Source organism: Microbacterium commune, from assembly GCF_014836945.1.
GTDB classification, from domain to species: domain Bacteria; phylum Actinomycetota; class Actinomycetes; order Actinomycetales; family Microbacteriaceae; genus Microbacterium; species Microbacterium commune.
The window spans coordinates 1,004,474-1,018,261 of the sequence record NZ_JACSPX010000001.1 but is presented as its reverse complement, the minus strand read 5'-3'; the positions used below and the strand labels follow the sequence as shown (position 1 = coordinate 1,018,261).

Annotated in this window: 15 protein-coding genes; 8 read left to right on the top strand and 7 right to left on the bottom strand. The window is 70.6% G+C overall.

Going from position 1 to position 13,788, the window contains the following annotated elements; translation table 11 throughout:
- Positions 1-28 precede the first annotated feature (28 nt).
- Positions 29-460, top strand: coding sequence for a DUF1761 domain-containing protein (locus H9633_RS04670; protein ID WP_191712257.1), 432 nt, complete (start codon positions 29-31; stop codon positions 458-460).
- A 39-nt stretch (positions 461-499) separates the two neighbouring features.
- On the opposite strand, the gene purQ is transcribed toward H9633_RS04670, so the two are convergent.
- Both purQ and purS read right to left on the bottom strand, forming a co-directional pair.
- Positions 500-1,207, bottom strand: coding sequence for a phosphoribosylformylglycinamidine synthase subunit PurQ (gene purQ / locus H9633_RS04665; protein ID WP_071643326.1), 708 nt, complete (start codon positions 1,205-1,207; stop codon positions 500-502).
- Positions 1,204-1,452 carry a phosphoribosylformylglycinamidine synthase subunit PurS gene (purS, locus tag H9633_RS04660; protein ID WP_191712256.1) on the bottom strand — a complete coding sequence of 83 codons (249 nt, stop codon included), beginning with the start codon at positions 1,450-1,452 and terminating at the stop codon, positions 1,204-1,206. The genes purQ and purS overlap by 4 nt, the downstream gene beginning before the upstream one ends.
- Before the next feature lie 131 nt (positions 1,453-1,583).
- Between purS and H9633_RS04655 the strand changes: the two genes are divergently transcribed.
- Positions 1,584-2,060 carry a substrate-binding periplasmic protein gene (locus tag H9633_RS04655; RefSeq protein ID WP_191712255.1) on the top strand — a complete coding sequence of 159 codons (477 nt, stop codon included), beginning with the start codon at positions 1,584-1,586 and terminating at the stop codon, positions 2,058-2,060.
- Positions 2,057-3,052 (top strand): cation diffusion facilitator family transporter, encoded by a 996-nt coding sequence (locus tag H9633_RS04650; RefSeq protein ID WP_191712254.1) that lies wholly within the window; start codon positions 2,057-2,059, stop codon positions 3,050-3,052. The genes H9633_RS04655 and H9633_RS04650 overlap by 4 nt, the downstream gene beginning before the upstream one ends.
- 12 nt (positions 3,053-3,064) lie before the next feature.
- Here the strand turns inward: H9633_RS04650 and H9633_RS04645 are convergent, their stop codons facing one another.
- Positions 3,065-3,583 carry an adenine phosphoribosyltransferase gene (locus tag H9633_RS04645; RefSeq protein WP_071643334.1) on the bottom strand — a complete coding sequence of 173 codons (519 nt, stop codon included), beginning with the start codon at positions 3,581-3,583 and terminating at the stop codon, positions 3,065-3,067.
- 74 nt (positions 3,584-3,657) lie between these two features.
- Here H9633_RS04645 and H9633_RS04640 point away from each other — a divergent pair, with 74 nt between their 5' ends.
- From H9633_RS04640 to H9633_RS04625, 4 genes are read left to right on the top strand one after another with little or no spacing between them, the layout of a single operon-like run.
- Complete coding sequence (locus H9633_RS04640; RefSeq protein ID WP_191712253.1) at positions 3,658-5,079, top strand: GH1 family beta-glucosidase; 1,422 nt, start codon at positions 3,658-3,660, stop codon at positions 5,077-5,079.
- A 53-nt stretch (positions 5,080-5,132) separates the two neighbouring features.
- Positions 5,133-6,131: a LacI family DNA-binding transcriptional regulator gene (locus tag H9633_RS04635; protein ID WP_191712252.1), complete on the top strand. Its 999-nt coding sequence runs from the start codon at positions 5,133-5,135 to the stop codon at positions 6,129-6,131.
- Positions 6,132-6,179: 48 nt separating this feature from the next.
- Positions 6,180-6,944 (top strand): LamB/YcsF family protein, encoded by a 765-nt coding sequence (locus H9633_RS04630; RefSeq protein ID WP_191712251.1) that lies wholly within the window; start codon positions 6,180-6,182, stop codon positions 6,942-6,944.
- Between the two features lie 12 nt (positions 6,945-6,956).
- Complete coding sequence (locus tag H9633_RS04625) at positions 6,957-8,558, top strand: 5-oxoprolinase subunit B/C family protein (protein ID WP_191712250.1); 1,602 nt, start codon at positions 6,957-6,959, stop codon at positions 8,556-8,558.
- 137 nt (positions 8,559-8,695) lie between these two features.
- On the opposite strand, the gene H9633_RS04620 is transcribed toward H9633_RS04625, so the two are convergent.
- The 3 genes from H9633_RS04620 to H9633_RS04610 all read right to left on the bottom strand — a co-directional run bounded on the left by H9633_RS04620 (position 8,696) and on the right by H9633_RS04610 (position 11,705).
- Positions 8,696-9,172, bottom strand: coding sequence for a CinA family protein (locus H9633_RS04620; RefSeq protein ID WP_191712249.1), 477 nt, complete (start codon positions 9,170-9,172; stop codon positions 8,696-8,698).
- A 180-nt stretch (positions 9,173-9,352) separates the two neighbouring features.
- Positions 9,353-10,681, bottom strand: coding sequence for a uracil-xanthine permease family protein (locus H9633_RS04615; RefSeq protein WP_191712248.1), 1,329 nt, complete (start codon positions 10,679-10,681; stop codon positions 9,353-9,355).
- Positions 10,682-10,841: 160 nt separating this feature from the next.
- Entirely contained in the window at positions 10,842-11,705 is an 864-nt protein-coding gene (locus H9633_RS04610; RefSeq protein ID WP_191712247.1) for a phosphoribosylaminoimidazolesuccinocarboxamide synthase, read from the bottom strand.
- Between the two features lie 75 nt (positions 11,706-11,780).
- On the opposite strand from H9633_RS04610, the gene H9633_RS04605 reads away from it, so the two are divergent.
- Positions 11,781-13,274: a DHA2 family efflux MFS transporter permease subunit gene (locus H9633_RS04605; RefSeq protein ID WP_318247195.1), complete on the top strand. Its 1,494-nt coding sequence runs from the start codon at positions 11,781-11,783 to the stop codon at positions 13,272-13,274.
- Positions 13,275-13,300: 26 nt separating this feature from the next.
- Here the strand turns inward: H9633_RS04605 and H9633_RS04600 are convergent, their stop codons facing one another.
- Positions 13,301-13,786 (bottom strand): hypothetical protein, encoded by a 486-nt coding sequence (locus tag H9633_RS04600; RefSeq protein WP_191712246.1) that lies wholly within the window; start codon positions 13,784-13,786, stop codon positions 13,301-13,303.
- Positions 13,787-13,788 lie beyond the last annotated feature (2 nt).

Sequence of the window (13,788 nt, the reverse complement as noted above, 5' to 3'; positions counted from 1 at the left end):
TCTGAGCGCATCCGATGAAGGAGGCGTCATGACGGTTCCCGAGATCAACTACTGGGCGGTGCTGGTCGCGACCGCGTCGAGCATGGTGGTCGGTGCGATCTGGTACGCCCGCGGCGTGATGGGTCAGCGATGGGCGCGCCTCGCGGGCGTCGACCTCGAGCATCCCTCACGCCGCCCGCTGTGGCCGATGATCACGACGGTGCTGATGAGCTTCATCACCGCGTGGGTGCTCGCCGGCGCCGCGACGATCGCGTGGCACTTCTACGAGGGCTCGTACTTCTGGGCCGCGCTCGTCACCGCTGTCACGCTGTGGGCGGGGTTGACCGCGGCGCGGTTCATCACGCACGACGCGTTCGAGGGGCGTTCGACCCGGCTGACCACCGTGAACATCGGCCACGAACTCGCCACGGTGCTCGTGATGGCGCTGATCATCGGCGCCTGGCCGCCGGCAGGCCTCTGACGGCCGCGGAGCGGGTGCAGCGACGCGGATGCGTCGCGGCTACGCCGCGATGCGCGCGACCGCGGCGATGGCGCTCTCGAAGAAGCCCAGACCGTCGACGCCCGAGCGCATGGCGGCACGGGTGTCGGGGCCGAAGCCCGCCTCGGTGGCGTGCTCGGGGTGCGGCATGAGGCCGACCACGTTGCCGCGGTCGTTGGTGATGCCGGCGATGTCGCGCAGCGACCCGTTGGGGTTGACCCCGGCGTAGCGGAACGCCACGAGTCCCTCGCCCTCGAGGCGGTCGAGGGTCTCGTCGGCGGCGATGTAGCCGCCCTCGCCGTTCTTGAGCGGGATGACGATCTCCTGGTTCTTCGCGAACGTGTTCGTCCAGGCGGTGTCGTTGTTCTCCACCGTGAGGCGCTGGTCGCGACGCACGAAGTGCTGGTGATCGTTGCGGATGAGGCCGCCGGGCAGCAGGTGCGCCTCGACGAGCATCTGGAAGCCGTTGCAGATGCCGAGAACCGGCATCCCCTTCTCGGCTGCGGCCCTGACCTCGGCCATGATCGGCGACAGAGCCGCGATCGCCCCCGAGCGCAGGTAGTCGCCGTAGCTGAATCCGCCGGGCAGCACGAGAGCGTCGACGCCCTCGAGATCGTGCGAGCCGTGCCACAGGGCGACGGGCTCAGCGCCGGCGATGCGCACCGCGCGCTGCGCGTCGCGGTCGTCGAGCGAGCCGGGGAAGGTGATGACGCCGATGCGCACGCTCACGGCGCGACCTCGACTCCCACGACATCCTCGATGACGGAGTTCGACAGCACGTCCTCGGCCAGGCGCCGCGCCTCGGCGAGCACGTCGTCGGTGACATCGCCGTCGACCGTGAGCTCGAAGCGCTTTCCGATGCGGACCTGGCTGAAGCTCTCGACGCCCAGGCGGGCGAAGGCGCCGGAGACGGCCTTCCCCTGCGGGTCGAGCAGTTCGGCCTTGGGCATGACGTCGACGACGATGGTGGGCATACCCCCGATTCTAGGCGATGCGATCGGTGCTCATGCAGCGTGCGTCCGCTCGGCGATACGCGGCCGTCGCGTCTGTCAAGGGGTGAGGGGAGGGGTGGTCGCCGTTCAGCTGCCTCGCTAGTGTCGGCGCCATGAGAAGACGCCGGATGACGGGTGCGGCCGCGCTCGTGCTGCTCGTCGCCCTGACGGGCTGCGGGATGCGGATCCCCGCTGATCCGCACGGCAGCATCGAGCGGATCGAGGGCGGCACGCTGCGCGCGGGCGCCACCGAGCAGCCGCCCTGGGTCGAGGTGCACGACGACGGGAAGCCCACCGGCTCCGAGCCCGAGCTGGTGCAGGAGTTCGCCGAGCAGCTCGATGCCACGGTGGAGTGGACGACGGGCAGCGAGGCCGATCTGCTCACCGCGCTCGAGCGGGGCGAGCTCGATCTGGTGGTCGGCGGATTCCTCGACGACACACCCTGGACGGATCGCGGCGCGGTGACGCGGCCGTACACCGAGCGCAGCACGAAGCACGGCACGCAGAAGCACGTGATGATCGTGCGGATGGGCGAGAACGCCCTGCTCACCGAGCTCGAGACCTTCCTGCACGAGGAGGTCGGCTCATGACGACGCGATTCGGCCGGACGGAGCTTCCCGAGCAGCAGGAGAAGGCGCTGCGCAAGGCGATCCGCTTCGAGTGGTACACCCTGGTCTTCCTCGCCGTGGCCATCACGATGGTGTACCTGGTGATGGGCAACTCGCAGGCGATGAAGGCGGCCTGGATCGAGGACCTGCTCTCACTGGCCCCGCCGATCGCCTTCCTCGTCGCGGTGCGCATCGTGAACCGCCCGCCCAGCGGCCGCTACCCGTACGGCTTCCACCGCGCGGTCGGCGTGGCCCACCTCGTGGCTGCCGTGGCGCTGATGGCCATGGGCGCGTTCCTCATCATCGACTCGCTCACCGGACTGATCGGGGGCGAGCATCCGCCCATCGGCACGGTCGTGCTGTTCGGGCAGCCGATCTGGCTGGGCTGGCTGATGGTCATCGTGATGGCGCTCACCATCCCGCTTCCGATCTACTTCGGCCGGGTGAAGATGCGCCTCGCGAAAGAGCTGCACGACAAGGTGCTCTACGCCGATGCCGACATGAACAAGGCCGACTGGCAGACCGCCGTAGGATCGATCGTCGGCGTGCTGGGCATCGGCATCGGGTGGTGGTGGACGGATGCCGTGGCGGCGCTGCTCATCGCCGGCAGCATCCTGTGGGACGGAGTGCGCAACATGCGCGCCGCGATCACCGACCTGATGGACGCCGCCGCGACGACGTTCGACGACGACAGGGTGCACCCCCTGACCGGCGAGATCGACGAGCTGCTGCGTTCGCTGCCGTGGGCGCAGGAGGTGGGATCGCGTGTGCGCGATCAGGGCCACGTGCTGCACGTGGAGTCGTTCGTCGTGCCGCGCAGAGGACGCACCCCGAAGCTCGCCGACCTGATCGCCGCTCGCGATGCGTGCATCGACCTGGACTGGAAGGTGCAGGACATCGTGATCGTGCCGATCGACGAGCTGCCCGAGGAAGTCGGCGGGCGCCGGGCGCGTCAGTCGGAGCGGAACGAGTGACAGGCAGCCCGCTCAGGCGGAGTGGAACACGGTGTGCAGATCGCCGATCGCCTCGCGGCCGCCGAGTCCGTCGATCTCGAACAGCACGCTGATGCCGGCGACGTGATAGCCGAGCCGCTCGACGATCTGGCGTCCGGCGGCGAGGGTGCCGCCGGTGGCGAGCACATCGTCGATGAGCAGCACGCGCGTGCCCGTCGGAAGGTCGTCGTGCATCTCGACCGTGGCCGTGCCGTACTCGAGGGCGTAGTCGACGGCCGCTGCGGGCCGCGGCAGCTTGCCCGCCTTGCGGATCGGGGCGAACCCGACCCCGGCGGCGATCGCGGCGGCTCCGGCGAGGATGAAGCCCCGGGCCTCGATCCCCGCGACGATGTCGAAGCTGCCGGCGAAGGGCTCGATGAGCGCCGCGGTCGTGGCACGCAGCGCCCTGGCATCCGCCAGCAGCGGCATGATGTCGCGGAACAGGATGCCCGGTTGCGGGTAGTCGGGGATCGAAGCGATCAGGGACTCGGCGCGCGCCAGTTCGGGACTCACCTGCCAAGGTTACCGAACGGCTGGGCGGCCCGCCCATGGGAGCGCTCCCAGCAAGTCATGGCATCATTGTCACCATGACCCGAACCTTTCCCGACGGCTTCCTCTTCGGCGCGGCCACCGCGGCCTATCAGATCGAGGGCGCGGCCTTCGAAGACGGCCGCACGGCGTCGATCTGGGATGCCTTCGCGCGCGTGCCCGGAGCCGTCGTCGGCGCGGACAACGGCGATGTCGCCTGCGATCACTACCACCGCTACGCCGACGACGTCGCGCTGATGAAGCGGCTCGGGCTGCAGACGTACCGATTCTCGACCTCCTGGTCGCGGGTGCGTCCCGACGGCGGCCCGGTCAACGCGAAGGGCCTCGACTTCTACAGCCGTCTGGTCGACGAGCTGCTCGAGGCCGACATCGTGCCGTGGCTCACCCTGCACCACTGGGACATGCCGCAGGCGCTCGAAGAGCTCGGTGGCTGGACCGATCGCGACATCGCCGAGCGCTTCACCGACTACGCGCTCAGCGTGCACGACGTGCTCGGCGACCGCGTGCAGCACTGGACCACCATGAACGAGCCGTGGTGCTCGTCGTTCCTCTCGTACACCGCGGGCGTGCACGCGCCAGGGCGCACGAGCATCCGCGACGGCCTTCTCGCCTCGCATCACCTGCTGCTCTCGCACGGTCGCGCCGTGCAGGCGCTGCGCGAGCGCGACGCGTCGCTCGACCTTGGCATCACCCTCAACCTCACGGTCGCCGATCCCGCCGACGTCGACGATCCGCTCGACGTCGATGCCGCCCGCCGCATCGACGGGCAGTTCAACGCCTGGTTCCTCAGCCCGATCTTCCATGCCGAGTACCCGGCCGACATCGTGCGCGACTTCCGCGAGGTCGACCCGGCCGCGGTCGCCGAGTGGCAGGCGGCCGTGCAGCCCGGCGACCTCGACATCATCTCGGCTCCGCTCGACGCGCTGGGCGTGAACTACTACCACGGAGAGCTGCTGTCCGGGCATCCGCAGCCCGGCGGGGGCGACCCGCACCAGACGGAGGGCCAGCAGCGCGAGACGCGCTCGCCGTTCCCCTCCAAGGAAGGCATCTACTGGGTCGAGCGCGGCCTGCCGCGCACCGGGATGGACTGGGAGGTGCAGCCCGAGGGTCTCACCCGTCTGCTCGTGCGCGTCGCGAACGACTACGCCGGCGATGTGCCGCTGTACGTCACCGAGAACGGTGCCGCCTACGACGACCAGGTGGGCCCCGACGGCGAGGTCGCCGACGTCGAGCGCACCGAGTTCCTGCGTGCGCACGTCGCGGCCACGCTGGACGCCATCGAGCAGGGCGTCGACGTGCGCGGCTACTTCTACTGGTCGCTGCTGGACAACTACGAGTGGGCGTGGGGATACCAGAAGCGCTTCGGCATCGTGCGCGTGGACTACGAGACGCAGCAGCGCACGATCAAGCAGAGCGGTGCGGAGTACGCTCGCATCATCGCCGCGCACACCGGTCGGTGAGTGACGCTGCGCACCGACCCAGCCGACACGCATTCCCGAAAGCACGCACCCTGATGCCCCGAGCCACGATCGAAGAGGTCGCCGCACTCGCCGGAGTGTCGCGCTCGACGGTGTCCAGGGTCGTCAACGGATCGACGTCGGTCAGCGCCGAGGCGCTCGCGGCCGTGCAGGATGCCATCGCCCAGCTCGGCTACGCCCCGAATCGTGCGGCCCGCTCGCTCGCCAGCCGGCAGACCCACGCGATCGGACTCGTCGTCCCCGAGGACACCACCCGGTTCTTCGGCGATCCGTTCCTGGCATCCGTCGTCGCGGGGATCAGCTCGCGCCTGGCCGAGTCGGAGTACATCCTCAACCTGCTGATCGCGAGCGACGACCCCGACGGCAAGATGACGCGCTTCGTGCGCAACGGCGGGGTGGATGCCGCGATCATCGTGTCGCACCACGCCAGCGACTCGTTCATCGAGCGCATCGCAGAAGCCGTGCCCGTCGTGTTCGGCGGGCGGCCGGCCGTGACGCGCGAGAGCGACATCATCGTCGACGTCGACAACGTGGCCGCGGCCCGCGCCGCGACCGAGCACCTCATCGCGCTCGGCCGTCGGCGGATCGCGACCATCACGGGCACGATGACGATGGCGGTGAGCGCAGACCGCCGCGACGGGTTCCTCGCGGCGCTGGCGGATGCCGGCCTGCAGAGCGTCGGCGAGATCGACGGCGACTTCAGCGAGCACGGCGGGGCAGAGGCCGCGCGTCTGCTGCTGCAGCGCGACGAGCAGCCGGACGCGATCTTCGTGGCGAGCGATCTGATGGCCCGCGGTGCGCTCGGCGTGCTGCGCGCGGCGGGGCTGCGGGTGCCGGACGACGTCGCGATCGTCGGCTTCGACGACTCCCGGGTGGCCGAGTCGACCGACCTCACCAGCGTGCGCCAGCCGATGTTCGCGCAGGGGGAGATGCTGGCAGACATGGTGGTCGACCTGCTGGCGGGCAGGCGGCCCGAGGCGCTGACGATCCTGCCCACCGAGCTCGTAGTGCGCGGGTCGGCACCCGCCGTCTGACACGCACCCCGGATGGACAGCCGCACACGGGTTGGGTAGACAGGCGGTATGGCATCCATCGACCTCAACTCCGACCTCGGCGAGAACTCCGCCGAGCGCGTGGTGAGCGATGACGCGGCGATGCTCGAGATCGTGACCAGCGCGAACGTGTCGTGCGGCTTCCACGCCGGCAGCGCCGAGGGCATCCGCGACACTCTTACTGCTGCCGTGGCGAACAGGGTCGCGATCGGCGCGCACCCCGCGTACCGTGACCGCGAGAACTTCGGGCGCACGCCGCTCGAGCCCGAGTCGCGCACGCTGCAGGCCGAGGTGGAATACCAGCTGGGCGCCCTGATGGCCCTCGCCGCGGCCGTCGGCGGCCGGGTCGCCTACGTCAAGCCGCACGGGGCTCTGTACAACACGATCGCGCGCGACGAACGACAGGCCCGGGCTGTGGTCGCGGCCGTGCGCGCCGTCGACCCGGCGCTGGTGATGCTGGGGCTGGCCGGCGGGGTGGTGCTCGACATCGCCGCGGGCGCGGGACTGCGAACGGCCGCCGAAGCCTTCGCCGATCGGGGCTACCTGCCCGACGGCACCCTCGTTCCGCGCACGCAGCCGGGGGCCGTCCTGCACGACCCCTCCGTCGTGGCGCGGCGGATGGTGCGCTTGATCGAGTCGGGTGTCGTGCGGGCGGTCGACGGCACCGATGTGCGCGTCGACGCGCAGTCGATCTGCGTGCACGGCGACAGTCCCGGAGCGGTGACGATGGCGGCTGAGACGAAGCGGATGCTGCAGGGCGCGGGCATCGAGATCGCCCCGTTCGTCGTGGTCTGAGCGGGTGAGCGCATGCGGGTGCTGACGGCGTCGGATCGGGCGGTGCTCGTCGAGTGCGCCGACCTCGACGAGGCGATGCGCATGCATCGCGCTTGGGCCGACGTGCCGGGGGTGATCGAGCGGGTGCCGGGGGCGCGCACCGTGCTCGTGCGGTTCGATCCGCTGGTGACATCGGCGGCGGAGCTGGCCTCCGCGCTTTCGGCGACCCGTGCGGACCAGGTCCAGCTCGTAGCGGGGCCGGAGGTGGTCGTGCCCGTCCGATACGACGGCGACGACCTCGCGGACACGGCGAGACTGCTCGGCGTCTCTGTCGACGAGCTCGTGCGCCGGCACGGCGCCGCACACTGGACGGTCGCGTTCTCGGGCTTCGCCCCCGGCTTCGGCTACCTCGTCGGCGACGACCCGCTGTTCGACGTGCCGCGTCGCCCGTCGCCGCGCACCCGCGTGCCCGCGGGGTCGGTGGCTCTCGCCGGCCGGTTCAGCGGGGTGTATCCGCGGGAGACTCCGGGCGGCTGGCAGCTGATCGGCACGACGGATGCCGTGATGTGGGATGTGCACCGCGACCCACCCGCCCTGCTGGTGCCCGGCGCTCGCGTGCGTTTCGTCACCGCTGATCGGGTTGCGGTGTCGGCTGCGAGGTCGGCCGTGGTGTCGGGGACGTCGGATGCTTCAGCCGCAGAGCGGAGCGTCGGCGTGCGGCACGCGGATGCCGGTCCGAACGGTCCGCCGGTTCCCGCGCCCGCGCTCGAGGCGCTGAACCCGGGGCTGCAGCTGCTCGTGCAGGATCGGGGCCGCCCCGGCCTCGCCGCGCTCGGCGTGCCGGCATCCGGAGCTGCCGACCAGATCGCCATGCGAGACGCGAACCGCGCCGTCGGCAACGCCCCCGAGGCAGCGGTTCTCGAGGGCGTCGGGCCTTCCGCCGTCCGCTTCCACGGTGCCGGGGTCGCGGTCATCACAGGGGCCGAGGGCGAACTCGCGGTGACCGGCGCCGGCGGTGCCACCCGCCGCATCGGGCACGGCGTTCCGTTCGCCGTCGCCGACGGCGACGAGCTGCACATCGGGGCACCCATGTGCGGGCTGCGGTTCACGATCGCGGTGCGCGGGGGCATCCGGATGCCGGCAGAGCTGGGCAGCCGTTCGACCGACACTCTCTCGGGCATCGGTCCGGCGCCGCTGCGAGCGGGCGATATGGTGCCGCTGGGAGACGCCGCGCCGAACGCGGTCGAGCCTGCGCCGCTGCCGCGCGAGCTGCCTGCGGCGGGCGGCCTCGTCGTGCTCGACATCACGCTCGGCCCCCGGCGCGACTGGTTCACGGCGACCGCGGTGCGCCTGCTCGGCGAGCAGGAATGGACGGTCACGGCGCGCTCCGACCGGGTCGGCATGCGACTGCACGGCGAGCGGCCGCTCGAGCGCGCGATCCTCGACGAACTGCCCAGCGAGGGGGTGGTGGACGGAGCGATCCAGGTGCCGGCCGACGGCCAGCCCGTGGTGTTCGGGCCCGATCATCCGACCACGGGCGGCTATCCGATCATCGGCGCCCTGACCGACGCCGTGCGCGATCTGGCGGCTCAGCTGTCGCCCGGCGTGCGCATCCGCTTCCGCGTGGCGTCGTGAATCACTGACCCTCGGTGTCCAGAGACGGCGTGGTCAAAGGCGACGCGCCGCGTCCGTGCCGTTTCGTCAGAGACTTCCCGCGTCTCCCACCGAACCGGCGCTGCGCCCGAACCGGCGCGCTACGCCCGACCGGCGCGCTACGCCCGACCGGCGCGCTCCACGCGGCCGGCGCGCGAGAACAGCAGCTCGACAGCCGCCTCGACGGTCGCTTCGAGCACGTCCTCGGGCTCGCCGTCCAGGTCGAGCCTGCGGTGCCCGGCCTCGTCGCGCGTCGCCCATCCGAGGAACACGGTCCCCGCGGGATGCCCGTCTTCGGCATCCGGACCACCGACCCCGGTCGTCGAGACGCACAGGTCTGCGTCGAACAGTTCACGGGCGCCTCGGGCCAGCTGCTCCGCGCATCCGGCGGAGGTCGGGTCCTGATCGGCCGGGAACCCCAGCACGCGCTCCTTCACCTCCGGCAGGTAGGCGACGATGCCGCCGCCGAACCAGGTGCTCGCCTCGGGGCCAGCGCCAATGGCACTGGCCAGAGCGCCGGAGGTCAGCGATTCGGCGACCGCGACGCGCAGATCGCGGCGACGGGCGAGGTCAGCGAGAGGTGTGACGTCGAGCATGCGCCGACGATACCGCCCAGACCGGATGCCCCGCGGGGCCTTGACAGACCCGGGGGAGGAGCGCTCAGCAGCCGTGCCGGACGCCCCAGAACAGGAGAACACGCGAGCGCAGGTGGATTCCCCGGGGAATGCACCTGCGCTCGCGTGCTCTCCTGCGCCCGGTGAGGGCCGCTGCCCGCGTCAGGCCGGGTCGCCTCCGGGGGCGCCCACGCCGGCGAGCGGCTTCGGGTCGTCGGCGCCCGAGCCGCGCAGTCGCGCGATGAGGTTGCCGAGGTGGTAGATGAGGATCGCGCCGATCGTCGCCAGCACGATTCCGCCGAGCTCGAAGCCCGACTCCGGATCCTTGATCATGAACCCGCCGACGGCGACGATCAGGCCGACCGCGGCGGTGTACTGGTTGACCGGGCGCGAGAAGTCGACGCGGTTGTCGACCCAGATCTTGATGCCGATGACGCCGATCAGTCCGTACAGGGCGGTGGTGATGCCGCCGAGCACGCCGGCGGGCACCGAGTTGATGACCGCGCCGAACTTGGGCGACATGCTGAGGAGGATGGCGGTGATGCCGGCCACCCAGTACGCGGCGGTCGAGTAGACGCGGGTGGATGCCATGACGCCGATGTTCTCGCCGTACGTGGTGGTTCCCGAACCGCCGAAGAAGCCGGCGAGCGAGGTCGAGATGCCGTCGGCGATGAGCGCCTTGCCCGTCTGCTTGTTGATCGCGGGGTCCTCGACCATGGTGGCCACGCCGCGCACGTGTCCCACGTTCTCGGCGATCAGCACGAGCACGACGGGAAGGAACATCGCCATCGCCGACCAGGTGCCCGGGGTCGCGAAGTCGGGCAGGTGGAACGTCGGGAAGCCGATCCAGTCGGCCGTCTCGACGTTGCTGAAGTCGAGCTCGCCGCGGATGCCCGCGAACACGTAACCCGCGATCACGCCGAGGAAGATCGAGATGCGGCCCAGGAACCCGCGGAACACCACGGCGAACAGGATGGTGATCGCGAGGGTGAAGGTCGCCGTGATCGGCGCCTGCTCGTAGTTGCCGCGCGCAGCGCCGGCGAGGTTGAATCCGATCAGCGCGACGATGGTGCCGGCGAGCACGGGCGGCAGGAAGCGGTCGACCCAGTGCACGCCCACCGTGTGCACGACGACGCCGATGAGGGCCAGCAGCACGCCGACCGCGACGATGCCCGCGAGCGCCGAGCCCATGCCCGCCGATGCCGTGGCGGCGGTGACCGGGGCGATGAAGGCGAACGAGGATCCGAGGTAGCTGGGGAGCTTGTTGCGCGTGATCAGCAGGAACAGGATCGTTCCGATGCCGCTGAACAGCAGCGTGGTCGGCACGGGGAAGCCGGTGATGATCGGAACGAGGAACGTCGCACCGAACATGGCGACGACGTGCTGCACGCCGATCGCGATGGTCGCCGGCCAGTTCAGGCGCTCTTCGGGGCGGACGACGGCGCCGGGCGCGACAGTGCGACCGTTGCCGTGGATGTTCCACAGCGGCATGGGGGCTCCTCGGGAGTCGGGATCAGGGCCGAGGAAACCCTACCGCCCCGGATGCCCGGCATCCGGCGTGCGACGAAACGGGGGCCGACACTCCAGATGTCGGACGGTTTCCGTGAATCGGGCCGACATCTGGAGTGTCGGCCCCCGAAGTGGTGGCGGGTCAGGCCGTCAGGCGGCCGATGAGCGCGCGGTACCGGTCGGCGGTCTGCTCGACGATGTCGGCGGGCAGCGCCGGCGGCTCGCCCTGCCTGTCCCAGTTGGTCGCCAGCCAGTCGCGCACGATCTGCTTGTCGAAGCTCGCCATCCGCTCTTCCGGTGTCGTGCCGGATGCCCAGGCCGCGGCGTCCCAGTAGCGGGACGAGTCGCTGGTGAGCACCTCGTCGGCCAGGCGCAGGATGCCGTCGGCATCCACCCCGAACTCGAACTTCGTGTCGGCGAGGATCAGGCCCTTCTGCTCCGCGATCTCCGCGGCGCGACGGTACAGCGACAGCGACGCGTCGCGCAGCTGGTCGGCGCGCTCCGCACCGACCAGCTCGACCACGCGCTCGAAGGTGATGTTCTCGTCATGCTCGCCGAGCGGGGCCTTGTAGGCGGGGGTGAACAGGGGCTCCGGAAGGCGGTCGCCGTTCTGCAGGCCTGCGGGCAGCGGGATGCCGCACACGGTGCCGTGCGCCGCGTACTCGGCCCACCCGGTGCCGGTGATGTATCCGCGCACGACGCACTCGATCGGCAGGATCTCGAGTGCCATCGCGAGCATGGCGCGCCCCGCCACGGCATCCGGGATCTCGCCCTCCGCGAGGTGGTTGGGCACGTCCGAGAGCTGGTCGAACCACCAGTCGCTCAGCTGGGTGAGCAGCTCGCCCTTGTGCGGGATGCCGGGGGAGAGCACGAAGTCGAACGCGCTCACCCGGTCGCTGGCGACGACGAGGATGCGGGTGTCGGCCGGGTCTTCCGACGCGTACAGGTCGCGGACCTTGCCGGAATACAGGTGCCGCCAGCCGGGGATGCTCTGTGCTTCGCTCACGCACCCATCTTCCCACCACGCAGAAGCGGATGACGGAGGTGCGCCGACGTCGGCGGGCAGGAGTAGCGTTGCCGGGTGACTTCGACTGACACGGCCCGCACCGCGACCCGCAGCCCCTGGCCCGCGCTGTGGGCGCTGGTGATCGGCTTCTTCATGCTGCTGGTCGACACGACGATCGTCTCGGTCGCCAACCCCGCGATCAAGGCGGCGCTCGACCCCGACACCAACAACCTCGACAACGTCGTGTGGGTGACGAGCGCGTATCTGCTGGCCTACGCCGTTCCGCTGCTGATCACCGGTCGCCTCGGCGACCGGTTCGGGCCGAAGAACATCTACCTGATCGGACTGGCCGTCTTCACCCTGGCGTCCCTCTGGTGCGGACTGTCGACGACCCTCGACGGGCTCATCGCCGCACGAGCCGCGCAGGGACTGGGGGCGGCCTTCATGACGCCGCAGACGATGGCCGTCATCACCCGCACCTTCCCGCCGCAGCGCCGAGGCGCGGCGATGGGGCTGTGGGGCGCGACGGCGGGCGTCGCCACGCTGGTGGGCCCGCTGCTGGGCGGCGTGCTGGTCGACGCCTTCGGGTGGGAGGCGATCTTCTTCATCAACATCCCGGTCGGCATCGTCGGATTCGTGCTGGCGTGGATGCTCGTGCCGAAGCTCGACACGCATCCGCACCGCTTCGATCTCGTCGGCGTCGTGCTCAGCGCGCTCGCGCTGTTCCTCATCGTGTTCGGACTGCAGGAGGGCGAGGCGTACGACTGGGGCACGATCGTGGGGCCCATCTCGGTGTGGGGTCTGATCATCGCGGGAGTGATCGTACTGGTGCTGTTCATCGTGCAGCAGGCGATGACCAAGACCGAGCCGCTGGTGCCGCTGGAGCTGTTCCGAGACCGCAACTTCTCCGGCGCGAATGCGGCGATCGCGGTCGTCGGCTTCGCGGTGACGGGCATGTCGCTGCCATTCATGTTCTTCCTGCAGCTCGCGCGCGGCCTGTCTCCCACTCAGGCGGCGCTGCTGATGATCCCGATGGCCGTGCTCTCGGGTGCTCTCGCACCGGCCGCCGGCAAGCTGCTCGACCGGATCGATCCGCGGTGGATCCTCATCCCCGGCCTGCTGTGCGTCGCCGGCGGGCAGCTGTGGAACGCGGCGCTGATGAACATGGACACCCCGACCTGGATGTTCCTGCTGCCGTCGGCCGTGCTCGGCATCGGCAACGCGGGCATGTGGGGACCGCTGGCCACCACCGCGACCCGCAACCTGCCGATGCGCCAGGCGGGTGCCGGCGCGGGCATCTACAACACCACCCGCACGATCGGATCGGTGGTCGGCTCGGCCGCCATCGCCGCCTTCATGCAGTCCCGCCTGGAGGCGAACCTGCCGGGCCTGTCCGACGCTCCGGCCGGTCTCGGTGGCGGGAGCGGGATGCCGCAGCAGATCGCGGAGGGCTTCGCGGCGGGCATGGCGCAGGCGATGCTGCTTCCCGCATGCGTCCTGTGCATCGCGCTGATCGCGGCGCTCTTCCTCGGGCGCGCTCGAGCCGACGAGGCGCAGCCCGCGCACTGATTTGACGGCCGCGCCACGCGTCCGGCTCAGCGGAAGAGGGCGATGCCCGCCTGGCCGATGAGCGCGAAGACGATCGCCCAGATGATGATCGAGATGACCTGCCAGACGATCACGGCGTTGCGGCTCGCACCGAACGACACCATCATCCCCGAGGTGATCTGGCTCGGCAGCACGGTCTGACCGAGCAGGCTGACGCCGGGAACGCCGAAGCGGTCGAACAGGCGCTTGACCCTCTGCCGACGCGGAGAAGGGGCATCCGTCGCGGCGCCCGCGCCGCGCCTCGCCAGGACTTTCTGCCGGGCGGCGGCGGCGATGAAGACGAAGACCAGCATGGAGATCACGTTGCCGACGACGGCGGCGAGCACGGCGATCGGGAGCGGCACCCCCGCGATCGCACCGATGAGCGTGCCGAAGTAGGACTCGATGAAAGGGATTGCCGCGGCGAGCATCACTCCCGCCCACTGCAGCCACAGGGGAAGGGACTGGGTGAATTCGACGAGTGCGTCCTGCATGA